The organism is Anaerohalosphaeraceae bacterium (assembly GCA_037479115.1).
Taxonomy (GTDB): Bacteria; Planctomycetota; Phycisphaerae; order Sedimentisphaerales; family Anaerohalosphaeraceae; genus JAHDQI01.
On the sequence record JBBFLK010000026.1, the window covers coordinates 1 to 25,826 of the forward strand.

The 25,826-nt window shown below is 59.0% G+C and carries 16 protein-coding genes; 12 read left to right on the forward strand and 4 right to left on the reverse strand.

Going from position 1 to position 25,826, the window contains the following annotated elements:
* Positions 1–24: 24 nt before the first annotated feature.
* The 3 genes from WHS88_10890 (at position 25) to WHS88_10900 (ending at position 3,921) form a co-directional block, all read left to right on the forward strand.
* Positions 25–180, forward strand: a complete 156-nt coding sequence (locus WHS88_10890) for a hypothetical protein (GenBank protein ID MEJ5260682.1) — start codon at positions 25–27, stop codon at positions 178–180.
* 126 nt (positions 181–306) lie between these two features.
* Positions 307–2,058, forward strand: coding sequence for a hypothetical protein (locus WHS88_10895; GenBank protein ID MEJ5260683.1), 1,752 nt, complete (start codon positions 307–309; stop codon positions 2,056–2,058).
* A gap of 15 nt (positions 2,059–2,073) precedes the next feature.
* Positions 2,074–3,921, forward strand: coding sequence for a rhamnogalacturonan lyase (locus WHS88_10900; GenBank protein MEJ5260684.1), 1,848 nt, complete (start codon positions 2,074–2,076; stop codon positions 3,919–3,921).
* A 35-nt stretch (positions 3,922–3,956) separates the two neighbouring features.
* Here WHS88_10900 and WHS88_10905 read toward each other — a convergent pair whose 3' ends face one another.
* Both WHS88_10905 and WHS88_10910 read right to left on the reverse strand, forming a co-directional pair.
* On the reverse strand, positions 3,957–6,428 hold the full coding sequence (locus WHS88_10905) for a thiamine pyrophosphate-dependent enzyme (GenBank protein ID MEJ5260685.1): 2,472 nt from the start codon (positions 6,426–6,428) through the stop codon (positions 3,957–3,959).
* A 16-nt stretch (positions 6,429–6,444) separates the two neighbouring features.
* A complete protein-coding gene (locus WHS88_10910) occupies positions 6,445–7,209 on the reverse strand; it encodes a DeoR/GlpR family DNA-binding transcription regulator (GenBank protein ID MEJ5260686.1) in 765 nt (254 codons plus the stop codon).
* Between the two features lie 153 nt (positions 7,210–7,362).
* Here WHS88_10910 and WHS88_10915 point away from each other — a divergent pair, with 153 nt between their 5' ends.
* The 9 genes from WHS88_10915 to WHS88_10955 are packed head-to-tail and all read left to right on the forward strand — an operon-like array spanning position 7,363 to position 19,905.
* Positions 7,363–8,922, forward strand: a complete 1,560-nt coding sequence (locus WHS88_10915) for a 2-oxo acid dehydrogenase subunit E2 (GenBank protein ID MEJ5260687.1) — start codon at positions 7,363–7,365, stop codon at positions 8,920–8,922.
* A 13-nt stretch (positions 8,923–8,935) separates the two neighbouring features.
* Positions 8,936–10,366, forward strand: a complete 1,431-nt coding sequence (gene lpdA, locus WHS88_10920; GenBank protein MEJ5260688.1) for a dihydrolipoyl dehydrogenase — start codon at positions 8,936–8,938, stop codon at positions 10,364–10,366.
* Between the two features lie 12 nt (positions 10,367–10,378).
* Positions 10,379–11,650, forward strand: coding sequence for a hypothetical protein (locus tag WHS88_10925; GenBank protein ID MEJ5260689.1), 1,272 nt, complete (start codon positions 10,379–10,381; stop codon positions 11,648–11,650).
* Positions 11,651–11,664: 14 nt separating this feature from the next.
* Positions 11,665–12,741 carry an SDR family NAD(P)-dependent oxidoreductase gene (locus WHS88_10930; protein ID MEJ5260690.1) on the forward strand — a complete coding sequence of 359 codons (1,077 nt, stop codon included), beginning with the start codon at positions 11,665–11,667 and terminating at the stop codon, positions 12,739–12,741.
* A 14-nt stretch (positions 12,742–12,755) separates the two neighbouring features.
* Positions 12,756–14,423: an alcohol dehydrogenase catalytic domain-containing protein gene (locus tag WHS88_10935; protein ID MEJ5260691.1), complete on the forward strand. Its 1,668-nt coding sequence runs from the start codon at positions 12,756–12,758 to the stop codon at positions 14,421–14,423.
* A 10-nt stretch (positions 14,424–14,433) separates the two neighbouring features.
* The gene (locus WHS88_10940) at positions 14,434–15,900 is read left to right on the forward strand and encodes a rhamnulokinase family protein (protein ID MEJ5260692.1); all 1,467 of its coding nucleotides are present in this window, start codon (positions 14,434–14,436) and stop codon (positions 15,898–15,900) included.
* Complete coding sequence (locus WHS88_10945; protein MEJ5260693.1) at positions 15,893–16,993, forward strand: class II aldolase/adducin family protein; 1,101 nt, start codon at positions 15,893–15,895, stop codon at positions 16,991–16,993. The genes WHS88_10940 and WHS88_10945 overlap by 8 nt, the downstream gene beginning before the upstream one ends.
* Positions 16,994–17,007: 14 nt before the next feature.
* Positions 17,008–18,276 carry an L-rhamnose isomerase gene (locus tag WHS88_10950; GenBank protein MEJ5260694.1) on the forward strand — a complete coding sequence of 423 codons (1,269 nt, stop codon included), beginning with the start codon at positions 17,008–17,010 and terminating at the stop codon, positions 18,274–18,276.
* A 36-nt stretch (positions 18,277–18,312) separates the two neighbouring features.
* Entirely contained in the window at positions 18,313–19,905 is a 1,593-nt protein-coding gene (locus tag WHS88_10955) for a hypothetical protein (protein MEJ5260695.1), read from the forward strand.
* Positions 19,906–19,911: 6 nt separating this feature from the next.
* On the opposite strand, the gene WHS88_10960 is transcribed toward WHS88_10955, so the two are convergent.
* Both WHS88_10960 and WHS88_10965 read right to left on the reverse strand, forming a co-directional pair.
* Entirely contained in the window at positions 19,912–22,479 is a 2,568-nt protein-coding gene (locus tag WHS88_10960) for a glycoside hydrolase family 2 TIM barrel-domain containing protein (protein ID MEJ5260696.1), read from the reverse strand.
* A gap of 178 nt (positions 22,480–22,657) precedes the next feature.
* Positions 22,658–25,807, reverse strand: coding sequence for a glycoside hydrolase family 2 TIM barrel-domain containing protein (locus WHS88_10965; GenBank protein MEJ5260697.1), 3,150 nt, complete (start codon positions 25,805–25,807; stop codon positions 22,658–22,660).
* Positions 25,808–25,826 lie beyond the last annotated feature (19 nt).

Sequence of the window (25,826 nt, forward strand, 5' to 3'; positions counted from 1 at the left end):
AAGTGAAGGGAGTTGTAACTCCTGTTGACAAAAAACACGCTTTCAGAGATGACGGTGGCCTTCGCGGGAATGGCGATTCGTTTTCTTTTTCCCCGCCCTTGCGGGCGGGGCTATCTTCCAGCGGCCAGTGACCAGACGCCAGTGCCCAGCATCCAGCGGCTGGTCGCCGGTCATCCGTGAGCAGTTATCCTTATTCGTGACTAAATTATTTTAAAAAGTTTCTCACAAAGGGGGTTTTTGTGCAATACACAGAGAGGACAAGAAGTTTTTTCTTTCAGAGAGTCCCTTTTTGAGAGGCAAAAACGGATGAACCGAAGAGGATATCTGGGGATTTTTGTTTTTCTTTGCGGTTCGCTGGTGTCGGCAGCCCGGCAGCCCGCGGAGCATTTGGACAGAGGATTGATTGCTGTGGTTCAGTCCCCTTCGCGGGTGTATCTGGGCTGGCGGCTGCTGAAAACGGACCCGACGGACATCGGCTTTCATCTTTATCGGATTACCGACGGCGGCGAGCCCGTCAAGCTCAATTCCGAGCCGATTACGGATTCCACGAATTTTGCGGATGACTCCGCCCCGCTGGACAAGCCCAACCGCTGGCGGTTGACGATAGTTCTCGGCGGGGAAGAAAAGGAGGCGGCGACGGTTGAGCTGCCGGCCAATCCCCCCGTGCGTTCCTATATCTCTATTCCGTTTCAGGGCAGTTATGTCTGCAGCAAAGTTGCTGTGGCCGACCTGAACGGCGACGGACGATATGATTTTGTCATCAAGCAGCCGCAGCAGACGACCGACCCGGGGGTTTGGCAGAAAAGCACGGATACATTCAAGGTCGAGGCCTATCTTCACGACGGCACGTTTCTGTGGCGCAAAGACCTCGGGTGGAATATTGAACAGGGGATTTGGTGGTCGCCGATGGTGGTCTTTGATTTTGACGGAGACGGCCGGGCGGAGGTTGCCCTTAAGACGGCCCCGACCGATGTCGATTACCGCAACCCCGACGGTCATCCCTATCCGGGCCGGGTGATGTCCGGGCCGGAGTATGTGTCGCTGCTGGACGGGATGACCGGCCGGGAGCTGGACCGGGCCGACTGGCCCGCCCGCGGACGCGTGGAGGACTGGGGCGATGAGAAAAACAACCGCGCCTCCCGGCATCTGCTCGGGGCGGCTTATCTGGACGGGGTTCGGCCGAGTCTGATTGTTTTGCGGGGCACTTATACGCGAATGCGTGTGGATGCTTATAACGTGGCTGGCCGCAAACTGCAGAAGGTCTGGAGCTGGGACGGCGATGAAGAGGTGCCGCCGGTGCGCGGACAGGGCATGCACGGAATGCATGCGGCGGATGTGGACGGCGACGGACGGGATGAAATCATTCTGGGGGCGGCGGTGCTCGATGACAACGGCAAAATCCTCTGGAGTACCGGTCTGGGGCACCCGGACGGCTGTTATGTGACGGATATTTATCCGCAGCGGCCGGGCCTGGAAATTCTATACGGCATCGAGCCGCCGCAGGAGAAAAACGGCATTTGTATCGTAGATGCCAAAACAGGCGAGATTCTCTGGGGCTGTGAGCATCCAACGGTGCACGTGCACAGCCAGGGCCTGTTCGGCGAGTTTGATCCGGACAATCCCGGATACGAGTTTTATACAGGCGAAAAGGACCGCTCCCGACACTGGACGTACAGTGTGGACGGACGTCTGCTTTCAGAGGAATCGATGAGCACGCTGGCGCCGACGCCGCTGTATTGGCTGGATGGGCCTCTGAAGATGATTGCCGAACAGGGCCAAATCCGCCGGTATAAGGGCGAAGCGGTGGGCCGATATGAAGGGCGCATTTTGGCTGTGGCGGATATTCTGGGCGACTGGCGGGAGGAATTGATTACAGCGGTGCCGGGCGAACTGCGGATTTATACAACGACGCATCTGTCCCGACAGCGCCGGATGCCGCTGATGCAGGATGCGATTTATCGGCTGGATGTCGCGATGGTTTCGATGGGTTATTTTTATCCGCCGCAGCTGAGCGAGTATTTTGCGCTGGATGTCCCGCCGGCGATTCAGAAACCCTGAATTAGGGGCTTGCCTATGAATGTTCGCTGGATGTGTGTGTGGATTTTGCTGACGGGGGCGGGCTTGTCTGCTGCCCCATACCAACGGCAGATGGAAGCGCTTGACCGGGGGCTGGTCGCCCTTGTGGACAAGCCCGGCCGGGTCTTTCTGAGCTGGAGGATTCTGGGGACCGAGCCGGAGTCGATTGCTTTTGATGTGTATCGGCAGACAGAAGACGGCGAGCCGGTCCGGCTGAATGAAAAGCCCCTGACCGGCGGAACATGGTTTTCGGATGAGACAGCGGATTTGACGCGGGCGAACCGCTATTTTGTGCGGGCGGTTTTGGACGGGCGTCAGGGGCCGCCGAGCCGGGCCGCGGAAGTGAAGGCCAATCCGCCGGTGCGTCCGTATCTGTCGATTCCGATTCAGACTCTGCCGCAGCATCGTCCCTCGGATGCGGCGGTCGGGGATTTGGACGGCGATGGACGTTACGAAATCGTTCTCAAGCAGGAGATGCGTCCGCGGGATAATGCGCACAACGGCTTGACCGGCCAGACCAAACTGGAGGCGTACGACCTGGACGGGCGGTTTCTGTGGCGGATTGACTTGGGCAAGAATATCCGCGAAGGAGCTCACTATACGCCGTTTATTGTCTATGATTTGGATGGAGATGGGCGGGCGGAGGTTGCGGTGCGCACAGCCGACGGCACGGTGGACGGCACCGGCAAGGTCATCGGCGACCCGAATGCCGACTGGCGCGATGAGAACGGACGAATCCTCCGCGGTCCGGAGTATCTGACGATTTTTGACGGGCGCACCGGTGCGGAACTGGTGACAGTCCCCTATATTCCGCCGCGCGGAAATGTGCGGGACTGGGGCGATGCAACCGGCAACCGTTCAGACCGTTTTCTGGCCTGTGTCGCGTATCTGGACGGGGAGCGTCCTTCGCTGGTGATGTGCCGCGGCTATTATACGCGGACGGTGCTGGCGGCCTGGAACTGGCGGGATGGGAAATTGACGAATCTGTGGGTTTTTGACAGCGATGCGGGCCCGGAGAGCAATCGGGCCTACCGCGGACAGGGCAATCATAACCTGGCGGTCGGCGATGTGGACGGCGACGGCAAAGACGAAATCCTCTACGGGGCCTGTGCGATCGACCACGACGGCAGGGGCCTGTATTCCACCGGTTTGGGACACGGGGATGCGATGCATCTGGCGGATATTGACCCGGACCGGCCTGGGCTGGAAATCTTTGCCATCCATGAAAACCCGCGTCATCCGAACGGGGCCAATCTGCGGGATGCGGCGACCGGAAAGGTCCTTTGGGGGCTGGAATCGAAAGATGCTGTGCGGGGCGTCGCAATGGATATTGACCCGCGGCATCGGGGATATGAATGCTGGGCCTTCGGCAGCGGTTTGCAGGGCTTGTATAACTGCAAAGGAGAAAAGATTGCCGAGCGTTCGCCCCGCTCCTGCAATATGGGGATATGGTGGGACGGCGACCTGCTGCGGGAGCTGCTCAACGGGACGCGCATTACAAAGTGGGATTTCGAAAATCTGACGGAAACGATTCTGCTGGACGGCTGGGATTATGACTGTGTCCGCGTAAACGGCTCCAAATCCACGCCTTGTTTTTACGGGGATATTCTGGGCGACTGGCGGGAGGAGGTTATCTGGCCGACGCTGGACGGCAAAGAGCTTCGCATCTTTGTTTCGACGCATCCGACGGAGCATCGGTTTATTACCCTGATGCACGACCCGATTTATCGGCTCAGCGCCGCCTGGCAGAATGTCGGCTATAACCAGCCGACACAGGTGAGTTTTTATCTGGGCGAGGGGATGTCCGCTCCGCCCCGTCCCAAAATAAAAACCCCCAGGCCCTGAAAAACCCGGGGGCGGAGGGGGTATTGTTTTGTCCGCTACACGCCTTCGCGGTTTCGGCGAAGCAGTTCCTCGCGGCTGCAGACCCGCTGGACGGTATAGCCCTTCAGCGGGAGGATATGTTCGTGAATCATATCCAGAAAGTCCGACGGATAGGGGAAGAAGGCGTCCTCGATTTCATCCGGCGGCGTAATCCAGTTGCGGGCGCCTAAAACGGCCGGCGGCGCATCCAGTTCATCGAAGGCCAGCTGGGTGATGGTGGAGGCCATTGTGTGCAGATAGCTGCCGCGTTCGCAGGCGTCGGAGGCCAGCAGAATCTTTCGGGTTTTGCAGACGGACTCGAGCACCAGCGAATAATCGAAGGGCACCAGCGAGCGGGCATCGATAATCTCGCAGGACAGGCCGTAGCGGTCTTCGAGGATTTTGGCGGCCTCGATGGCGCGGTACAGGGTGGCGCCGATGGTCAGGATGGTCAGGTCTTTGCCTTGTTTGCGCAGGGCCGGCTGACCGAAGGGCACTTCGTAATATCCTTCCGGCACACCGCCCGGGTGAAACTCTTCGGCGATGCCGTACAGCCGCTGGCTTTCGAAGAAGACCACAGGGTCCGTGCCGACCAGGGCCGAATACATCAGCCCTTTGGCGTCGTAGGGTGTGGCGGGGAAGACGACCTTCAGACCCGGCAGATGGGCGCACAGCGAGGTCCAGTCCTGGCTGTGCTGGGCGCCGTATTTGCTGCCGACGGAGACACGCAGCACAACCGGCATTTTCAACAGGCCGCCGCTCATCGACTGCCATTTGCACAGCTGGTTGAAGACCTCATCACCGGCGCGGCCCAGAAAATCGCAGTACATCAGCTCCACGAGGGCCCGGCCGCCTTCGAGGGCGTAGCCGACCGCCGAGCCGACAATGGCGCCCTCGGCAATCGGCGTATTGAAAAGCCGATGATACGGCAGGGCCTCCGTAAGGCCCCGATAGACGGCAAACGCTCCGCCCCAGTCGCGGTTTTCTTCGCCGTAGGCAACCAGCGTCGGGTCTGTATAGAACCGGTCGAGGATGGCTTCAAACAGTGCATCGCGGAAGACAACACAGCGGCTGTCTTTGAGCCGCTGGCCCGCTGCATCAAAGGCGCTGCGGCTTTTGTCTTTCAGACTGAGGATTCGCGGGTTTTGTTCCTTCGGCAGGAGCGTTTCGGGGGTTCGGCTCGGGTCCATCGACTCAACACGCTGGTTGGAGAACATCGTCTGGTCGAGCAGGCAGCGATGCTTTTTGAGGTCGGCGCGGGGAGAAATGCTCAAGTCCACCGCTTTTTTGCAGGCCTTGTAAATCAGTTTTTCGGCTTTTTGCCGAATCTCGTCGATGGTCTGCTGCGTGCAGATGCCCGCTTCGACGAGGTCTTTGGCGTAGTGGACTGTCGGGTCCTGCTCCAGCCAGGCCTGGACCTCTTCTTTGTCGCGATAGCTGCTCTGGTCGGAGGGAGAATGGCCGCTGTATCGGTAGGTGATGGTATCCAGCAGGACCGGGCCGCCGCCCTGATTGAGGATTTCTTTTTTGCGGAGGATGGCGTCAGCGACCGCCAGCGGATTAAAGCCGTCCACGCGTTCGGCGTGCATCTGTTCGGGGTTAACGCCGGCGCCAAGCCGTGCCAGGACGCCGAACCCCATGGTTTCGCCCTGCGGCTGGCCGCCCATCCCGTAGAAGTTGTTCATAAAATTGAAAATCAGCGGCAGCCCTCCTCGATACGGCGGCTGCCAGAGGGTTTTGTATTGGTCCATGGCGGCCAGACAGATGCCTTCCCAGACCGGCCCGCAGGAGGAGGAGGCGTCGCCGATATTGGCGATGACAATGCCGTTTTTGCGGTTGATTTTTTTGTAGAGGGCCGCCCCGACAGCGATGTCGCCGGAGCCGCCGACGATGGCGTTGTTGGGATAGACCCCGAACGGCGGGAAGAAGGCGTGCATCGAGCCGCCCATTCCTTTGTTGAAGCCCGCCTCCCTTCCGAAGATTTCCGCCAGAGTTCCGTAAATCAGGAAATCAATCGCCAAATCTTTGATGGAGCCCTCGGCATCCTTTTCAACGACGCGAAGGCACTCGCCGTCAAAGTAGGTCTTCATGATTTTCATCAGGTCGGCGTCATCGAGTTTTTCGATGGCCGACAGCCCTTTGGCGAGGATTTCGCCGTGGCTGCGGTGGCTGCCGTAGATGTGGTCGTCGATGTTCAGGTGAAAGGCCATTCCGACGGCGGCGGCTTCCTGACCGAGCGACAGGTGCGCCGGTCCCTTGTGGTTGTATTCAATCCCCTGATAGGAGCCGCGGAGTTTGATTTCGTTGAGCATCGTTTCGAAGGTGCGGATAATCATCATATCCCGCTGAATCCGCACCAGCTGCTCACGGCTGTAGCGGCTTTGCTCCTCGCGGATGCTTTTTTGGTATTGGTTGAGGGGAATCGGCTGAAACTGAAGCCAGCCGGGGGCTCGGTTTTCTTTCGGACAAATGCGAATGGATTTGGGCATAAAAAGACCTCGTATGTTAATATTTTGGATACAGGACGTTTATCTGATGACGATGAAAGAAGTCCATCCAGTTGGATTCCGGTTTCTTTTCGGTAATGACGGCCGAAAGCATCTGCAGGTCGATGATTTTGTAGAGCGCGGGGCGGTCGAATTTGCTGCTGTCGGCCAGGAGGATGCATTCGCGGGCGTTGCGGGCCGCCAGCCGAAGCAGATGGGCGCTTTCGATGTCGATGGAGGTCAGCCCGAAGTCCTGGCTGATGCCGTCGGTGCCGAGGAAGGCCCGATAGCCGCGCAGCCGCTCGATGGTTTCGGAGGCCAGCGGCCCGACGGTATCCATCCGTTCGGGGCGGTACTGTCCGCCCAGCAGGAGCACGTCGATGCCGGGGGACTGAAGTTCGAGGGCCGTGCGGACGGAATTGACGATGACGGACAGTCCCTTGCGTCCCCGCAGGTAGGCGGCCATTCCAAAGCAGGTAGTGCCCGACCCGATAAAGATTTGGTCGCCGTCCTGGACGAGGTTGGCCGCCAGCTGAGCGATGACGCGTTTGGCCTCGATGTTGCGCATTGATTTGGACAGGAAGGAATAGTCGGAGTTTCGCGCGACCGCAGCGCCCCCTCGCGACAGTTCGAGCAGTCCTTCGGCGGCCAGATTGTGCAGGTCTCGACGAACCGTTGCTTCAGACACCTTCAGGTGTTCAGCCAGCTGCCGAATGCTCACGTGTCCCTGCCGGTAGGCAAGGGTCAGAATGCCTTCTCGTCTTTGCTGAATTGTGGGAATCATAACTCTTTTGTTCACAGTGCTGCCGCTTTATCAGTATAATTAAACGAGTTTCTTTCATAAAATCAACAGAAAATTGAAAAAATATGCTTGAAATATGAAAGAAACTGATATATTTTTGAAAGCCAAAGAATCTTTTTTTGAAAAGGACATCGGATGTTGTTGATAAAGATACCCCTGAAACTGCGTTCATCCGAAGCAGTCATTGACCGATGGGCGGCCGAAGAAAAGAAACCTGTTCGAAAAGGGCAGCCGCTTTTCTTTTTGAAAAGTGCAGACGAAATTGTGGAGATTCAATGTCCTCAGGACGCATTTCTTCTGAAGATTCTTGAACCGGAGGGGGCTTGGGTTGCAAGCGGACAAGCCGCCGCTGTAATCGGAAACCAAAGTGAAGACGCTTCTTCGCTTAAGATGCTTTATGATAAGGACATAGAAAAAAAATCTGAACCAATTGAATCGGTTTCAGACCTAAAAGAAATCCCCTCACAACCCAAAGAGGTCAAAATGGCTCCTCAATCTGCTCCTTCAATTCCCGCCGGAAAGGTTATTCCTGTTTTAATGCCGCAGGCAGGCCAAACGATGGAGGAAGGAACGCTGCTGGCCTGGAAGGTCAAAGAAGGGGACCGGATTTCTGTCGGACAGGTCATTTTTGAGATAGAGACCGACAAGGCCACGATGGAGGTCGAGGCGGTTGAGGCGGGTCGGCTGGCGAAAATCGTTGTCCGAGAAGGCCAGACTGTACCGGTCAAGACGCCCGTGGCGTATCTGGCGGAGAACGATGCGGATGTGGAGGCATATTTGGCGGCTCAATCCGGCGGGCAGCCGGCCGCCGCCGAGCCCAAAGAAGCTCCGGCCGCAAAAACCCCGGCGTATGAGGGTGTTCAAACGGCTCCGGCGCAGGCCGAAAGCGGACGCATCAAGGCCTCGCCTGCCGCCCGAAAGGCCGCGGCCCAGCGGGGGATCGATTTATCGGCGGTTTCCGTCGGTTCCGGACCGGGCGGGCGGATTTTGTCCACAGACGTGGCCAAGGCACAGCCCGCTGCCGGAGGTGTTCAGCGAAAATCGATGAGCAAGATGCGTCGGGCGATTGCCAATAACCTGCTCTATTCCAAGCAGAATATTCCCCATTTTTACACCAAACTGACGATTCATGCCCAGCCGCTGTTTGAAACATACAAGCAGACCAAGGAAAAATACCCCTGCAGCATCAATGATTTTGTTGTGATGGCGGCGGCGAAGGCGATTCGGCAGTATCCGGCTTTTCGCAGCCAGCTGAAGGACAATGAAATTGTTGAGTTTCCGGATGTGAATATCGGGATTGCCGTCGGCACGGAAGAAGGGCTGACTGTGCCGGTGCTGCTGAAGGCGGACCAGCTGCCGCTGCGGGAGCTGGCCGTGCGGACCCGCCGGCTGGCGGAAAACGCGCGTCAGGGCAAGCTGGAGGGGGTCGGGCAGGGCATCTTTACCATTACCAATCTGGGGATGTTCGGCGTGGAGGAGTTTTCGGCGATTATCAATCCGCCGGAGTCGGCGATTTTGGCGGTCGGGGCCGTCCGCGAGGGCGTCTGGGTCGAGAACGGCCTGCTGAAGCCCAGCCGTCTGATGACGATGATTCTCAGCAGCGACCATCGGATTATCGACGGTGTGCTGGCGGCTCAATTTATGCAGACGCTCAAAAATCTGCTGGAAAATCCGCAGACGCTGGCGCAGGTCTGAACAGGAGCAAACTATGACAGAACATTTTTCCGTTGCGGTGATTGGGTCCGGTCCGGGCGGGTATATTGCAGCGCTGAAGGCCGCGCAGCTGGGCGCCAAAACGGCCGTCATTGAAAAGCATCTGCTCGGGGGCACCTGCCTGAACTACGGCTGCATCCCGTCCAAGGCCCTGCTGGCCTCGGCGGAGCTGCTGCATCGGATTCGGCATTGTGAGCCGCTCGGCGTGCAGGTGAACGGCTCGGTGGGGTTTGACTGGACTGCAATCCAGAAACGCAAAGACAAGGTGCTGGCCAAGCTTCGCGGCGGCATCAAAGGGCTCTTTGCCGCCCGTCAGGTGCGGCTTTATGAAGGGACTGCCGCCCTCGACGGCCCTGGGAGGATTTGCATCACCGACGGCCGGGGACAGACCCAAACGATTACAGCGGAGCGAATCATTCTTGCGGTCGGTTCCGTGCCGGCGCGAATCAGCGGCTGGCCGACCGACCCGGAAAAAGTCTGCACTTCGGATGAAGCCCTCCATTGGAAAGAGCTGCCCGGGCGTCTGCTGATTGTCGGCGGCGGTGTCATCGGCTGCGAGTTTGCCTGTATGATGCACGAATACGGCGTCAAGGTGACCGTCGTGGAGATGATGGAGGAGCTGCTGCCGGAGATGGAGCCGGAACTGGGCCGCACTCTGAATCGCCTTTTCACCCAACGGGGCATCCGCATCTTCACCGGCACCAAAGTAGAGTCCCTGACTGCCGGCGAGAAGGGGGTTTCGGCGGTTTTGTCCAACGGACAGACCGTCGAGGCCGACAAGGTGCTTATTGCGACCGGCCGACGTCCGAATACATTGTCGCTGGGGCTGGAGACGGTCGGCCTTCAAACGGACCGCGGGTTTATTCGTGTGAACGAGCGGATGGAAACGTCCGCCAAAGGGATTTTCTGCATCGGGGATGCCAACGGGCTTTGTCTTTTGGCTCACGCCGCCAGTGCTCAGGGCGTTGCGGCGGCGGAAAACGCCGTCGGCAGGTCAGCGGCTTATACGCTGCCGGTTCCCTCTGCGGTTTATACCTTTCCGGAGATTGCCTCGGTGGGACTTACCAGCCGGCAGGCCCGGCGGCAGAATATCCCGATTCGCATCGGGCAGTTTCCCATCGGATATCTGGGCAAGGCGATGGCCGTCGGCGAAGAGAGCGGTTTCGTAAAGGTCATCAGCCGGCGGGATGACGGTGCGCTGCTCGGTGTGCATATCTTCGGCCATAATGCGACGGAGATTATCGAAAGCGCCGTTGCGATGCTCGGGATGAAGGCCAAAGCGAAGGATTTGGGCGAAATGATTTTTGCCCATCCGACGCTCAGCGAGGCCGTCAAAGAGGCCGCCGAGGATGTGTATGAGCAGGCCCTGCATCTGCCGCCGCGCAAGGTTGTTCAGATGGCCGCCGAGACGGAAACGATTGGATAGAGAGAGGGATTTGTGGACGCACGGAAGATTATCCGGCAAATCGGTTCTGCAGAAGAGATAGAAAAGGCCGCCGAGTCCTGCGGGGGCTGGGAGGCCGTGCCGGCATTCAATACGCATATTCATCTGCCGCCGAATTTCTCGGCCTTCGAAACAGTTCAGGAGGCGGTTGAACAGGCCGCCGCAGAAGGTCTGAAGGTGCTCGGGGCGGGCAATTATTATGATTTTTCCGTCTATGAGCCGTTTGCGGAGGGCTGCCGGAGGCGGGGCATTTTCCCGCTCTTCAATACGGAGATTATCACGCTGGATGAGCCGCTTTTGCGCAGAGGCATCCGCATCAATGACCCGGGCAATCCCGGCAAGATGTATCTGTGCGGCAAGGGCATCAGCCGCTGGTCGGCCCTGAATCCGCGCGGGCGGGATCTGCTTGCGGTGATTCGCCGGAATGATGCGGAGCGGATGCGGCAGATGATTGACAAACTGAGCGAACATTTCCGCCGCTGCGGTCTGCCGATCGAGCTGGATGACCGGGCGGTTATCCAGCGGGTTGTCCGCCGCCATCGATGCGAAGCCTCCACCGTCACGCTTCAGGAGCGCCATGCTGCTCAGGCGTTTCAGGAGGTGTTGTTTGAGAAGGTCCCGCCGGCGGAACGCATCGGGCGGCTGACGGCCCTGTTCGGAACGGCTCCCAAATCCGCTCCGGAGGATGCGGTCGGGATTCAAAATGAGATTCGTTCTCATTTGATGAAGGCGGGCAAACCCTGTTTTGTGCCGGAAACGTTTTTGCCCCCGGCGCAGGCGGAGGAGCTGATTGGGCATTTAGGCGGGATTGTCTGTTATCCGGTTTTGGCGGACGGGGCCAGCCCTGTCTGCGAGTTTGAGGCGTCGCCGGAGGAGCTGGCCAAGACCCTTCTGCAGCGGGGGTATTGGATGGCGGAGTTTATCTCGCTTCGCAACAGCCCCGATGTGCTGGCTCGGTATGTCCGGACCCTTCGGCAGGCCGGAATTGCCGTGACCGTCGGGACCGAGCACAATACACTGGACAAGCCGCCGCTGGAGCCGGCCTGTCTGAAAGGGGTGCCGCTGCCGGAAGAGGTGAAAACGCTTTTCTGGGAGGGCACCTGCGTGCTGGCGGCTCATCAGTTTCTTTCGGCGCATGGCAAAGAAGGGTTTGTCCGTCCGGAGGAAATGTCCGACGGCACACGTCGCTGTGCTCGGATTGAACGGTTTGCCCGGCTGGGTGCGGCGGTCCTGAGGCGGTATTTCGAAACAGTAAGTCAGGGTTGAAACACTTTATGGATATGGAAAAGATTCTTGCGATTGCTCCGCTGCTTCGAATTGTTTTGAAGGAAAACGGCTGTTATCCGCTGGTTCGTTTTGCGGAGACCTGTTCGGCCTGCACGGTTTCCGTTTGTGCGGACTGGGACAATCCGAAAGAGACCGCCGAGCGGATTCGAGCGGCTGCTGAACGGCTGAAAGGGACAGGAGTTCAGGCCGTCTGTGTGGAAGAGGTCGGCTGTTTTCAGATTCTTCCCTGGCCCCGTCCGAAGCAGGGACGGGCGGCGGGAAAAATTGCTCTGGTGACGGGGGCGGCGCAGGGATTCGGGCTGGAGATAGCGCAGGATTTTGCCGCGCAGGGGGCCGTGGTGGTGCTGCTGGATATTAACGAAGACGGTGTCCGGCGGGCTGCTGAATCGCTCAATCGGCAGTACGGTCCTGAGACGGCACTGGCGCTGAAAGCGGACGTAACCAGTGAGGAATCTGTAGCCCAGTCCGTCGCGCAGACCGTTCGGCATTACGGGGGGTTCGATGTGTTTATCTCCAATGCCGGCGTGCTCAAGGCCGACAGCGTCAAGCGGCAGCCGGTGAAGGATTTTGATTTTGTCACGGCGGTCAATTACAGGGGCTATTACCTGTGCGTGAAGGCCGCGGCGCCGGTCCTGGCCCTGCAGCATCAGGCGGATGCATCCTATCGAAGCGACATCATTCAAATCAATTCCAAATCGGGCCTTCGCGGTTCCAACCGCAATTTCGCCTATGCCGGCAGCAAGTTCGGCGGCATCGGCCTGACGCAGTCGTTTGCCCTCGAGCTGGTGGAGGACGGCATCAAAGTCAATTCCGTCTGTCCGGGCAATTTCTTTGACGGGCCGCTCTGGTCGGACCCGAACAACGGGCTGTTTGTCCAGTATCTGCGGGCGGGCAAGGTGCCCGGTGCCAAAACCGTTGAGGATGTTCGGCGGGCGTATGAGGCGATGATTCCGATGGGACGGGGCTGCACGACCCCCGATGTGATGAAGGCGATTTATTATCTGATGGAACAGGAGTACGAAACCGGCCAGGCCCTGCCCGTCACCGGCGGCCAGGTCATGCTTCATTAAGAAAGCGAAGGATTATGAAGATTCCGTCTGTTCAGCAGGCCGTCGAGTTAATCGGACCCGAGCAGCTGCGGCTCAATCCGGGCAAGCCCGTTTATAAGCCCGGACCCTATCAGGTGCTGGCCAAAGTGGAGGCGGTGGGGCTGTGCTTTTCCGATTTGAAGCTGCTGGCTCAGTTTGACAAGCACCCCCGCAAGAGCGAGATTCTCTCCGGCATTGAGCCGTCGGTTTTGTCGGAGATTCCCAGTTACTGCCCGGGCGCCAAACCCACGGTGCCGGGCCATGAGATTTCATGTGTGATTGCGGCGGTGGGCGAGAAGGTCCGCCGGCATCGGGTCGGACAAACTGTGCTGGTGCAGACGGATTACCGCTGGCTCAAGACCGCCTCATCGAATGCGGCCATCGGCTATAATTTTGAAGGGGCCCTCCAGCAGTACATCCTTTTCGATGAGCGGGTGTATGTGGACCCGGACAGCGGCGAAAGTTTTCTGATTCCTGTTCAGGCGGATATTTCCTTTTCCGCCGGGGCGCTGGTGGAGCCGTGGGCGTGTGTGGAAAGCTCCTATGTGACGGAAGAGCGCCGCACGATTCGTCCGGGCGGACGTTTGCTGGTTGTGGCGGATGAGGGGCATCGCATTCAGGGCCTTCGGGAAAGTTTCGGTCCGCGTCCGCCGGCGCAGGCGGTGCTGTGCGGTCCGGCCGGTCAGCCGACCGATTGGGCGGCGGGGATTGCCCTGACGCACTGTCAGAATCCTGCCGGGCTGGAGGATGGGACTTTTGATGATATTGTGTATTTCGGGTGTCGGCGGGAGATGATTGAGATGCTCAATGACAAGCTGGCCGCCGGCGGTCTGATGAATATTGTTCTGGCGGGCCGGCGCATCGGCCAGCCCGTGTCCATCGGGATTGGGCGGGTGCACTACGGGATGACCCGCTGGGTCGGCACGACGTCGGATGACGCCTCGGACAGCTATCGAACGATTCCGGCGACCGGCGAAATCCGCGACGGCGAACGGGCGGCTGTTATCGGGGCCGGCGGGCCGATGGGGCAGATGCATGTCATCCGCATCCTCTGTTCGGGTCGGAAGGGGCTTTCGGTGGCGGCGGCGGATTTGGATGCGGCGCGTCTGGCTTCGCTCGAAAAGAAGGTGCGTCCGATTCTGAAAACGCGCCCGGCCGAGTATCGTTCGGTGCTGACGGCCGAGCAGCCCGACACGGAAATCTACAGTTATTTTGCCCTGATGGCGCCGGTGGGGGCTCTGGTTGCGGATGCCGTAGCCCGAAGCCGCCCCAATGCGCTGATTAATGTCTTTGCGGGCATTCCCGCCGCCGTCCGGCAGGAAATCGATTTGGACCGCTATATCGCCAACCGGTGCTATCTGTTCGGCACCAGCGGTTCGCGCCTGCGGGATATGCAGATTGTGCTGGACAAAGTGCTTTCGGGACAGTTGGATACGAATTGTTCGGTGGATGCGGTCTGCGGGATGGCCGGTGCGGCGGACGGAATCGAGGCCGTAAAAAATCGCACGCTGTCCGGCAAGATTGTGGTCTATCCGGCCCTCGAGAAGATGCCGCTGATGACGCTCGAGCAGGTCTGCCGGAGATGGCCGCAGGTGGCCGAGAAGATGCCCGACGGCATCTGGACGAAGGAAGCCGAGCGTCAGCTGCTTCAGACGGCTCAATAGGAGGTTGATTATGAGCGAAAAGGTGTATTATGCCGCCGTGGATTTGGGGGCTTCCAGCGGACGGGTGATGCTGGCCTGTCTGGACGGACAGACGATTTCGATTCAGGAAATTCACCGCTTTGAAAACGGCCCGGTCGAGGAGCAGGGCTCGCTGCGATGGGATTTTCAGCGTCTGTTCGGGGAGGTTCAGGAGGGGCTGCGCAAAGCCTTTCAGGCACAGCCGGCTATCCAGAGCATCGGTATCGACACCTGGGGGGTGGATTTCGGCCTGCTGGATGCGGACGGCAATCTGCTGGAAAATCCGTATCATTACCGCGACCGCCGCACGGAGGGAATGATTGAAAAGGCCGCCGAAATCCTGCCCAAACGAGAGATTTATTTTCACTCCGGCATTCAGTTCATGCCGTTTAATACGCTCTTTCAATTGCTGGCGTACCGGCAGCAGCCGATTTTTTCGCGGGCGGCCAAGCTGCTGTTTATGCCCAACCTGATGATGTATTTTCTGACGGGCCGGATTGGCGCCGAATATACGATTGCCAGCACATCGCAATTGATGGATATGAAGAGCGGCCGCTGGTCGAAACGGCTGCTGGAGGCCTTTGGCCTGCCGGAATCGCTTCTGCCGGACATTATGCAGCCCGGCACGCCCGCGGGCGTCCTGAAACCTGCTTTTCAGCAGGCTTGGGGCTGCGGGCCGGTGCCCGTCATTGCCGTCGGCACGCACGATACGGCCTCGGCGGTGGCCGCCGTTCCGGCCGAAAGCGGGCGGACGTGGGCGTATCTGTCCAGCGGCACCTGGAGTCTGATGGGCATTGAGATTCCGCAGGCGATTATTGACCAGCGCACGTTTGAGCGAAGTTTTACCAATGAAGGCGGTGTGGAAAATACAATTCGGCTTCTGAAGAACATTATGGGCCTGTGGCTGGTGCAGGAATGCCGGCGCTGCTGGATGCAGCAGGGGGAAAAATACAGTTTTTCGGAGCTGACGCAGCTGGCTTCGCAGGCCGAGCCGTTTGCGGGCTGGGTGGATCCGGATGACATCCGGTTTCTTTCGCCGCAGGATATGCCCGCGGCCATCAATCAGTATTTGACGTCCACGGGGCAGCGTCCGACGGAAGACAAAGGGCAAATGATTCGCATCATTCTGGAGAGTCTGGCCGCCCGGTACCGGCAGGTGCTGGACTGGCTGGAGGAGCTGCTCGGCCGGCCTATTGAAGTGCTTCACATTGTCGGGGGAGGGACGCAGAATGAGCTGCTCAATCAGCTGACGGCCGATGCGGCGGGCAAACGCGTTCTGACCGGACCCGTCGAGGCGACGGTGCTGGGCAATGTGCTGATGCAGGCCAGGGCAGGCGGCCGGATTCGGTCGCTGGAGGAAGGGCGTCAGATTATCCGCCGCTCGTTTGCAATTCGTGAGTATCAGCCCCGGCACAGTGCCGGATGGCAGACGTTTTTGAAGCAGTTTCCCAATGCCTGAAAGGAACACCGTGTCTGATTCGCCGTCTGTTTTGCTGGAAACGATTACCGCCCTGTCGCATCGGTTCGGCACGCCGGATTATGTCTGCGGGGGCGGCGGCAATACCTCCGCCAAGAATGAAAGCACGCTGTGGGTCAAACCCTCCGGCACGACGCTGGCCGGCTTGAGGCCCGATTTGTTTGTGCCCATCCGCCGCAGCCGTCTGGCCGCCTTGTACACGACCACTCCGCCGCAGGAGCCGTCCGCCCGCGAGCAGCTGGTTAAGGAAGTGATGACGGCGGCGGTTCTGGACGGGGCCGCCGGACGTCCGTCGGTCGAGTCGCCGCTTCACGATTCGCTGTCGGCCCGCTACGTGGTTCATACGCATCCGGCCCTGGTGAACGGGATGACCTGCGCCAAAGACGGTCGGGCGGCCTGTCGGCGGCTTTTCCCAGAGGCCCTCTGGATGGATTATGTGGACCCGGGCTATACGCTCTGTATGGCGGTTCGAAACGAGGTGGAGCGGTTTGAGAAGGAACACGGTCGGCAGCCGGAGATGATTTTTCTGAAAAATCACGGGGTGTTTGTCGCCGCCGATACGCCGGAGCAGATCGACCGGCTGTATGAGGAGATTTTCCGGCGTTTGGAGGCCGAGTATGCCCGGGCGGGGCTTTCGACGAAAATGGAGCCGGGCCCGCTGCCGGAGGGATTTGACCGTGAAGGGGCCTTTGCCCGGATTCGGAGTGTTTTCGGGTCGGATGCCGCCGGCATTGCCGCCGCCGGGTTTTTCCAGCCGCCCGCCGGTCCGCTGACGCCCGACCATATCGTCTATGCCCGCTCGTTTCCGCTGACAGCGGAGCCGACGCCGGAGGCCCTCGAGGCGTATCGCCGCCGTTATGGGTGCACGCCGCAGATTCTCGTCTGGAACAATGTTGTGTTCGGTCTGGGTTCTACGGAAAAAAAGGCAGCCCTGGCGCTTGAGCTGGCCCTGAATGGGGCGCTGGTGGTGCATCTGGCGGAGGCGTTCGGCGGGGTCGAATATATGAGTGAGCCGGCCCGGCGATTTATCGAGGGCTGGGAAGTGGAAACCTATCGAAGCCGGCAGATTCAGTAAGCAGGAGAGAGAATATGGAAAAAACAATCGAACAGGCGTATGCCCTCGCCCGTGAACAGTATGCCCAACTTGGGGTGGATACGGAAAAGGCCCTCGAGCAGCTGGCCGGAATTCCGATTTCGCTTCACTGCTGGCAGGGGGATGATGTCGGCGGGTTTGAGCGGGCCGGCGCGGAACTGTCCGGCGGCGGGATTCAGGCCACGGGCAATTATCCCGGCAAGGCCCGCACCCTCGAGGAGCTGCGGATGGATTTGGACAAGGCCCTGTCGCTGATTCCGGGCCGGCACCGGCTCAACCTGCACGCCTGCTATCTGGATAACGGCGGCCGGTTCGTGGACCGCGACCAAATCGAGCTGCGGCATTTCCAGTCCTGGATTGACTGGGCCAAAGAACGGCGGATGGGGATGGATTTCAACCCGACTTTCTTTTCGCATCCGAAGGCCGCCGACGGATTTACGCTCAGCCATCCGGACAAGGCGATTCGTCAGTTCTGGATTGAGCACGGCATCCGCTGCCGGCGCATCGGGGCGGAGATGGGCCGTCAGCTGGGTTCGGCGACCGTAACCAATGTCTGGATTCCCGACGGCTTTAAGGACATTCCCGCCGACCGCACGGCCCCGCGGGAGCGTCTGAAGGAGTCGCTGGACGCCGTTTTTGCGGAGAAACTTGACCCGCGATGCAATCTGGATGCGGTGGAGTCGAAACTGTTCGGCATCGGGGCGGAAAGCTACACCGTCGGCTCGCACGAGTTTTATCTGGGCTATGCCGTCTCGCGGCAAAAGCTGCTTTGTCTGGATGCGGGGCATTTTCATCCGACGGAGGTCATTTCGGACAAAATCTCTTCGGTGCTGGCCTTTGTGCCGGGCCTTTTGCTTCACGTGAGCCGTCCCGTGCGGTGGGACAGCGACCATGTGGTGATTCTGGATGACGAGCTGCGGGCCGTGGCCCGCGAAATCGTCCGCTCCGGCCGTCTGGACCGGATTCATATCGGGCTGGACTTTTTCGATGCGAGCATCAACCGCATTGCCGCCTGGGTCATCGGCTCGCGCAATCTGCTCAAGGCCCTGCTGACAGCGCTGCTGGAGCCGGCGGACACCCTTCGTCAATTCGAGGGGCGGTTCGATTACACGGCTCGGCTGGCCTGGATGGAGATGCTCAAGACGATGCCCTGGTCCGCCGTCTGGGAGTATTATTGTCTGAAAAACAACGTACCGTCCGAGCGCGGCTGGCTGGAGGAAGTCCGCCGCTATGAGACGGACGTGCTCCGCAAACGGAATTCATAGCGAACCCTTTGACCCTTGTGATGCAGGAGGCCCTTTATGCAGACTGAAATGGAGCAGCAGAAACATTCCGTAGGAGATGAGTTTGAGCGGGAGCCGGTGCCGCAAAGTGCGCTGCTCGGCTTTAAGAGCTTTGTGGGAATGTATGCGGGTGAGCACTGCGCCGGAACCGAACTGATGCTCGGGCCGCTGTTTGTGGCCGCCGGCGTCGGCGCGTTTGACCTTTTGGCGGGTCTGATTGTCGGCAACGCTCTGGCGGTTCTGAGCTGGATGCTGATGTGTGCCCCGATTGCCACGCGGGCGCGGCTGACCCTGTATTATCAGCTGGAGAAAATCTGCGGCCGGCAGCTGGTGACGCTGTACAACCTGGCCAACGGGGTGATGTTCTGTTTTCTGGCCGGTGCGATGATTACCGTTTCCGCCACGGCCGCGGGCGTCTGGTTTAAGTTTCCGATGCCCGCCCTGAATGATTTGTATCCCAACAGTGTCGGCTGGGTCATTGCCGCCGCCGTCGTCGGCGGGCTGATTACCATCGTCGCCGCCTACGGCTATCAGACCGTCGCCAAGTTTGCCAATCTGGCCGCCCCATGGATGGTGCTGGTCTTCCTCGTATTCGGCATCGTCGGCCTCAAGCAGTTTATTGACGTAACGGGGGTGACCATTCGCTCGGCGGCTGATTTGTGGGATTTGGCCAAAACGCATATCTGGAAAGGCGGCGAGCCGCTGCCCGGCCAGGTGAAGTTTACCTTCTGGCATGTGATGTTCTTTGCGTGGTTCTGCAATATGGCGATGCATATTGGGATGTCCGATTTATCGGTGTTCCGGTTTGCCCGCAAGTCCTGGTACGGAGTCGCCTCGGCGGCAGGGATGTATGTCGGGCATTTTATGGCCTGGATTTGTGCTTCGATTCTGTATGCCTATCAGCTGCATCTGGACCCGAACGATACGGCCGTTCTGCCCGGGCCGCTGTCCTATCGGGCGGCGGGCGTGGCGGGCCTTCTGTGTGTGATTATTGCGGGCTGGACGACCGCCAACCCGACGATTTACCGGGCGGGTCTGGCCTTTCAGGCCATCATGCCCAAACGCTCCCGCTTTACCGTGACGTTGGTGACCGGTGCCGTGGCGACAATTGCCGGAATGTTCCCCGCCTTTGCGATGAAGCTGCTGGATTTTGTCGCCTTTTACGGGCTGCTGCTGATGCCGATGGGGGCAGTCATCTTTGTCGATTTCTGGCTGATGAAGAAGTTCGGCCTGGAGGACAACTATGCGGAGAAGCGCCGCATTGCCTTTAACTGGGCCGCGGGCCTGGCCTGGTTTGTGACGCTGGCCATCTGCGGCTGGCTGGTTCTGACCGGACGGGTGCAGATTTATTTTGTCTCGCTGCCGGGCTGGTTTATGGCGGCCGTGCTGTATGTCATCCTCAGTGCGATGCTTCAGAAGCAGATAACCGAAAAGCCCGAAGTGAAGTTTCTGGCCCGCCTCTTCGGCTACGGCTCGCTGATTCTGCTGGTGCTGGCGTCCGTGCTGTTTCTGGCGGGCTCCAAAGACCTCGACTGGGTCAAGCAGGTCGTCGGCCTGATGACAATCGTCTGGTTTGCTGCCGCGGCACTGTGGATGTGGAAAGAGCGGTAAGCGTTCTTACCGCTCTTTGATGAGCACCACGTAGTCCAGCGTCTGTCCGGGAATCGTTACGGTCTGTCCGGCCTGAACGGTTCTGCGCATCAGGGCGCAGTCGGCCAGCCACAAATCGTGTGCCCGCCAGATGCCGCGAATGCCGGTGTCGGCAAATCCGGCGTCTTTGAGGGCTTTTTCGAGCTGGGCTGCCGCCGACATCGCTTTCTGGTCCGGCTTTTTGAGCGTGTGTTTGGGGAAGGTGCCTGTGGAGTACATCACAAACACCTCCGCCGGACGATTGACTCGGAAGGACAGGTCTGTGCGGTTGTTTTCCCGGCTGAGCCGTTTGGTGGCAATCCACCTGGCCCCGCGGACCGGCTCGGGCAGCTCGTCGAACGTATTGTCGGACTGACCGTTGACTTCATAGTAGAACGGCCCCTGGCTTTCGACAGGCCGGTCGATGAAAATCGCCGGATTGTCCGGGTTGGAGCTGGTCAGGGCTGTCACCAGTGCATCCGGCGGCTCGGGCATTGTCTGTCCGTCCGGCGCCTTCTGATAAATCACCATCGAGGTCCGCAATCCCCGATTGTCCCGGGCTTCAATCACGTTTTTGCCGGGTGCCAGCGGGCTCTTCCAGAAGAAGACGTTGTTGATGGCAATCCCTTTGACCGGAATCGTGCTGTTTCCCTCCCGCTTGACGGAGTCCGGGTGTCTGTATTCGCCGTTTTTGCGGATGCCCTGCGAAACACCGTTGAGGAACAGCTCGACTTGTTCCGCATTGGAATAGACCTTGATGCCGTTATCCGATTCAAACTGACGGTAGAAGTGATGCCGTCCGCACAGGTGCAGGACGGGCAGGTCCGGTTTCAGGAAGGACTGGAAGTGATAGTAAAAGTCCTTCGGCATTCCCGCCAGGGTGATGATGCCTTTGGTGTTCCGGTTGTTCTTGAACTTCTTGTTGTAAAACTCACGGAAGTTCCACCACAGGAACATTTTGTGCTCCTGAGGATTGTCGCGGAAGATGCACTGGAAACGGAATTCGGAGAACAGTTCACCGTATTCTTCCGGCTCAAATTTATCGACATCCCAGCGGATGGTTCCGTAGGGGACATGATGGGTAATCCAGGTGCCGGCGCCGGTCTCAGAGATATAGGCGCTGTCAGGCATTTTGGCAAAATCGGTATAATGAGCGTGATACCAGCCCTGATAGGTGTTGCCCGCCACGAAATCCACATTGGACGGTTTTTCGCCGGCGGAGGCATAGGTAATCAGCCGGGTTGTGTCCTCCTGCCGGATGACGTCGGCATAGTACGAGGCGACCTCCTGATAGGTCTCATTGCCGCTGCTCCAGAACAGGATGCTCGGGTGATTCCAGTTCTGCCGCACCATTTCGCGGGTGATGCGCTCGCCGTCAGCGTTAGGAGCGGTTTCGTATTTGACGCCGCGGTCCCACTTTTGGCCGGCCAGGCCGTTTTCCGCCCAGACAGCCAGGCCGTATTCATCGGCCAGCTGATATTCCAGCCGCCGGTGCGGATAGTGCGCCAGTCGGACCGTATTGACCCCCAGGTCCATCATCGCCTTCCATTCCCACCGCAGCTGCTCATCCGTCATCGCATTCCAGGTGTGCTCATCCTGATGATGTTTGCAGACGCCGCGAACCAGCAGTTCTTTTCCATTCAGCAGAAACCGTCCGTCTTTGAATTCAATCGTGCGAATGCCCGTCCGCTCCGTAATCCGGTCTGCGACCCGTTTGTCCGCCAGAACGGTGGTGTGCACGGTGTAGAGGTTCGGTTTGCCGATATCCCAGCGTTTCGGAGACGGAATGTCTGCTTGAGCGTCCGCTTTTTGAATGGATTGCGGCGGCAGCGTCAGAGCCGTTTCCGTCTGAGCGCAGGGCTTTCCGTCCGGGTCCAGAATCTGATGACGTACGGTGACGGTCACCGGTTTGTCTAGAGTATTCCGCAGAACCGTTTGAGCCTGCAGGACGGCCTTGCGGTCGGTAATGTCCCGGGGAGTCAGATAGACCCCGCAGGAGCCCATCTCCGGATAGATATGCACCGGGCTGGTTTCGATCACCCAGGCCGGGCGGTACAGTCCGCCGTCGGTATAGTACAGGTTGGAATGTGACAGACAGTTGGCGGCTTCCGCCAGCCGGTTGTTTACGCGAAGGAGCAGCTCATTGGACTGTCCGAATTTCAGCCCGTCCGTCAGGTCAAAGGCCGCCGCCGTAAAGCCGCCGCGATGCCGCCCGGTCCATGTGCCGTTCACCCAGACATCCGTCACGGAAGCGGCGCCTTCCAGATACAGGTAATACCGTCTGCCGGCGCTGCTTTTGGGAAGGCGGAGCGTGCATCGGTACCAGCCGGAGGCGTGTTCATCCAGTCCGGACAGGCGAAAGCCGTGCGGAAGGGTGACGGATTCCCACGCCGCATCGGCGGGAAAGACCGGCTCGGCTCCCTCCGGCGTTTTGTCCTCACAAAATTCCCATTGCATCAGAGCGGTTGTTTTTCGCGGCTGCACGGAAAGCGAGGAGCAGCCGGCGGCCAGAAGTGTCAGACCCCAAAGAACGCTGCCGAGAAGGATTTTTTTCATGGCATTCCTCATTTTTGAACGGTTTTTCACTTTCAGACAAATTCAGACAGACGGCCTGCCTCTTGGGCCTCCGACGGGGGCCGAAACGAGACGCCTCTGCTGTTTAAGATGTAAGGAACTCGGGAAATCCGGTATTCCTACAGGAAGATTTTTTATTTTTTTCTTCGACCGGCGTTTGTCAGGGCACAATCGGCTCAATCAGGAAGCTGTATCCATACTCTTTGTCCTTGGCCGGCAGGGTATATTGCGCGTGGGGTTGGGCTCCCCAGCTGTCATCGCCGCCGACGCCCATCTGTTTGTAGTCGATATTGACGGTCAGGAAATCCCGGTCCGGCAGTTCATGCGGATGTTTGGCATTTTCGAGGTCCTCCATCGACCAGGGCCATGCGCTGACATACAGAAGCGGCAGACCGGTGATTTTCAGACCGTGTCCGTTTCTGTCCGTCAGGGTCATCCACCGCACGTCGGTTTTGTTGCCGTATTCCTGCGGACGGATATACATATGTTTGGGGTCCGTCACAATCTCTTCATAAATCCCCACAGCCGCTCCGGTCAGCCGGTCCCAGTAGCTTTCGTGCGGACCGCGTCCGTACCAGCGGAGCAGAGCGAACCGGTTGGGGATTTTCATCTGCATGCCGAAGCGGGGCATTTCCGGCAGGTCGCCTTTGCCCGCAAAATGGTTTTCGACGAGGATTTCGCCGCCGGAGTAAACCAGATAACGCAGGTCCAGTTTGGAATTTCCGGCTTTCAAGGTCAGAGCGAACCGCACCTGAATCTGTCCGTCGCGGAGGGTTTCCACTTCGACGGAATCCACTTTGGGGTCCTGAGCGGCTGTCTTCCAGACCCGAAGCCGCCGCGGCATTCTATTGCCGTTGTCGTTATCCGTCGGCACCCGCCAGAAATTCGGCACCAGGGGCTCTGTGAGCATTTCCTGGTCTTTGATTTTGTAGGAGACCAGGGCTCCGAGGGATTTGCTGAACACGGCGGTGAAAGTGTCGCCCTGAACACGGACAACTTCCTGCGTTTCCGTCACGGCCGGGGCCTTCCGCTGCGGGTTGGGCTGCGGCAGCGGAGCGGGGTTCTCCCGTTTTCTCAGCTCCATCTGTTCCCAGGCCAGCAGATGCCCGCGCTTGGCCCAGGGCTGGTCGTCAGCCAGACGGAAGGAGACGGTCAGGTGATATTCGCAGAACGGGCTCCATTTGTAGCTGGGCAGCGGGATAAAGAGCTGTTTGCGTCTGCCGGGGGGAATATCCTGCCGTCCGAGACTGCCGCGGGCGATCACGGCGCCGTTTTCCGTCAGTTCCCAGTCGGCCTCCAGCAGGTCTTTCAGGTTGGTAAACACATACTTGTTCTCGATTTCCACCAGTCCTCTGTTTAAATCAATCGGCTGGACCGCTACATTCTGATAGACCTTTTTGACCTCATACAGATGCGGATTGGGTTTGCGGTCAGGCTGAACCAGACCGTTGCAGCAGAAATTGCCGTCATTGGGCTGGTCGCCGAAGTCGCCCCCATAAGCCCAGAATAGACGGCCCGTGGCGGGGTCTTTTTTCCGCAGCCCCTGGTCCACCCAGTCCCAGATAAACCCGCCCTGAAGGGCCCTGTATTTTTCGATGACGACCCAGTAGTCGGCCAGATTGCCGCAGCTGTTGCCCATGGCGTGCGAATACTCGCACAGAATCAGGGGGCGGTAAATATCCTTCCGCTTGGCGTAGGCCTCAATCTGATGAATCCGGGCGTACATCGGGCAGACAATATCCGTCAGGGGACGCTCCCGCGCCGGCTCGTACTGGACCGGACGGCTCGGGTCGCGCCGGCGAATCCAGTCGCTGGTGGCCTCAAAGTTCGCCCCGTCTCCCGCCTCGTTGCCCAGCGACCAGATGATGATGCAGGGATGATTTTTATCCCGCTCCACCATGTTCTTGGTGCGGTCCAGGTGGGCTTCCTTCCACATCGGGTCATTGCCGAGCGAATCAAACAGATTCGAATAGTTCATCAGGGCGTGGGATTCAATGTTGGCTTCATCGACGACATACAGACCGTATTCATCGCACAGGTCGTACCACATCGGAACATTCGGATAATGACTGGTGCGGACGGCGTTGATGTTGTACTGCTTCATCAGGCAGATGTCCTGAATCATCGATTCCCGGCTGACGGTGTGTCCCGTATCCGGGTCGTGTTCGTGCCGGTTGACTCCTTTCAGGTACACATATTTGCCGTTGACCAGCAGCACGCCGTCTTTGATTTCCACCTTGCGGAAGCCCACATTGCATCCGACGGCCTCTTTGCCCAGGGTAAGAACCAAACGGTACAGATGCGGCGTTTCCGCCGTCCATTTGAGGGGATTTTTCACGTCGGCCCGCATTTCGAGGGCAATTTCCTCGCCGGCGCCGATTCGTTTCGGGGCGGCGGCGGGCTTGAGCGAAGCAATGACTCGGCCGCTTTTATCAAACAGCGTTCCCTCCAGCTTCGGCAGGGCGGCGGGGACCGGACCATCGTTGCTCACATCGACCGTTACGCTCAAAACAGCATCCCGGTAATCGCTGTCCAGGTCGGTCTTGACAAAAAAGTCGCGAATTCGGACGGCCGGTGCGGAATACAAATACACATCCCGGAAGATGCCGCTGAGCCGCCAGAAATCCTGGTCTTCCAGATAGGAGCCGTCGGAGAAGCGGTACACTTCAACAGCCAGAATATTATCTCCGCTTTTCAGATAGGGAGTAATCCGGAACTCCGCCGGCGTGCGGCTGTCCTGACTGTAGCCGACCTTTTGTCCGTTTATCCACAGATAAAACGCCGACTCGACGCCGTCAAAGACAATGAACACTTCCCGGTCCTTCCATTGGAGGGGAACCGGAAACGTGGTTCGATACGACCCGACGGGGTTGCGCGTTTTGAAGGTGGTGAAATGTTCCGGCGGCGTGCCCATCACGCGGGGCGGGTCTTTGTGGAACGGATAGGTAACGTTGGTGTAAATCGGAACATCGTACCCGTGCATTTGCCAGTTGGAGGGGACGGGAATTTCCTTCCAGCTGCTGACGGAAAACTCCGGTTTGTAGAAATCAGCCGGACGGCTCTGCGGGTCCGGCGACCAGTGAAATTTCCAGTAGCCGTTCAGCGAGCGGTAGAACGGACTTTTGGCCCGTTCGAGCGTCCGGGCCTGTTCGACGGTTTCAAACGGGATGAATGTGGCCCGGGCCGGTTCTTTGTTGATTCGGAATACAGCCGCATTCTCCCAGTCCGGCACAGCCTCTTCGGCAAGGACGCCGGCGGACAGAAACAAACTGAACATGGCGAGATTTCGGATCCGTGCGATGGGCTCCATGGCGATTCTCCCTGACCGT

What these genes read in the sequence shown, in the direction of transcription:
- WHS88_10895 (MEJ5260683.1), top strand. Translation starts at nt 307, where the DNA reads ATGAACCGAAGAGGATATCTGGGGATTTTTGTTTTTCTTTGCGGTTCG.
- WHS88_10900 (MEJ5260684.1), top strand. Translation starts at nt 2,074, where the DNA reads ATGAATGTTCGCTGGATGTGTGTGTGGATTTTGCTGACGGGGGCGGGC.
- WHS88_10905 (MEJ5260685.1), bottom strand. Translation starts at nt 6,428, where the DNA reads ATGCCCAAATCCATTCGCATTTGTCCGAAAGAAAACCGAGCCCCCGGC.
- WHS88_10910 (MEJ5260686.1), bottom strand. Translation starts at nt 7,209, where the DNA reads ATGATTCCCACAATTCAGCAAAGACGAGAAGGCATTCTGACCCTTGCC.
- WHS88_10915 (MEJ5260687.1), top strand. Translation starts at nt 7,363, where the DNA reads ATGTTGTTGATAAAGATACCCCTGAAACTGCGTTCATCCGAAGCAGTC.
- lpdA (MEJ5260688.1), top strand. Translation starts at nt 8,936, where the DNA reads ATGACAGAACATTTTTCCGTTGCGGTGATTGGGTCCGGTCCGGGCGGG.
- WHS88_10930 (MEJ5260690.1), top strand. Translation starts at nt 11,665, where the DNA reads ATGGAAAAGATTCTTGCGATTGCTCCGCTGCTTCGAATTGTTTTGAAG.
- WHS88_10935 (MEJ5260691.1), top strand. Translation starts at nt 12,756, where the DNA reads ATGAAGATTCCGTCTGTTCAGCAGGCCGTCGAGTTAATCGGACCCGAG.
- WHS88_10940 (MEJ5260692.1), top strand. Translation starts at nt 14,434, where the DNA reads ATGAGCGAAAAGGTGTATTATGCCGCCGTGGATTTGGGGGCTTCCAGC.
- WHS88_10945 (MEJ5260693.1), top strand. Translation starts at nt 15,893, where the DNA reads ATGCCTGAAAGGAACACCGTGTCTGATTCGCCGTCTGTTTTGCTGGAA.
- WHS88_10950 (MEJ5260694.1), top strand. Translation starts at nt 17,008, where the DNA reads ATGGAAAAAACAATCGAACAGGCGTATGCCCTCGCCCGTGAACAGTAT.
- WHS88_10955 (MEJ5260695.1), top strand. Translation starts at nt 18,313, where the DNA reads ATGCAGACTGAAATGGAGCAGCAGAAACATTCCGTAGGAGATGAGTTT.
- WHS88_10960 (MEJ5260696.1), bottom strand. Translation starts at nt 22,479, where the DNA reads ATGAAAAAAATCCTTCTCGGCAGCGTTCTTTGGGGTCTGACACTTCTG.
- WHS88_10965 (MEJ5260697.1), bottom strand. Translation starts at nt 25,807, where the DNA reads ATGGAGCCCATCGCACGGATCCGAAATCTCGCCATGTTCAGTTTGTTT.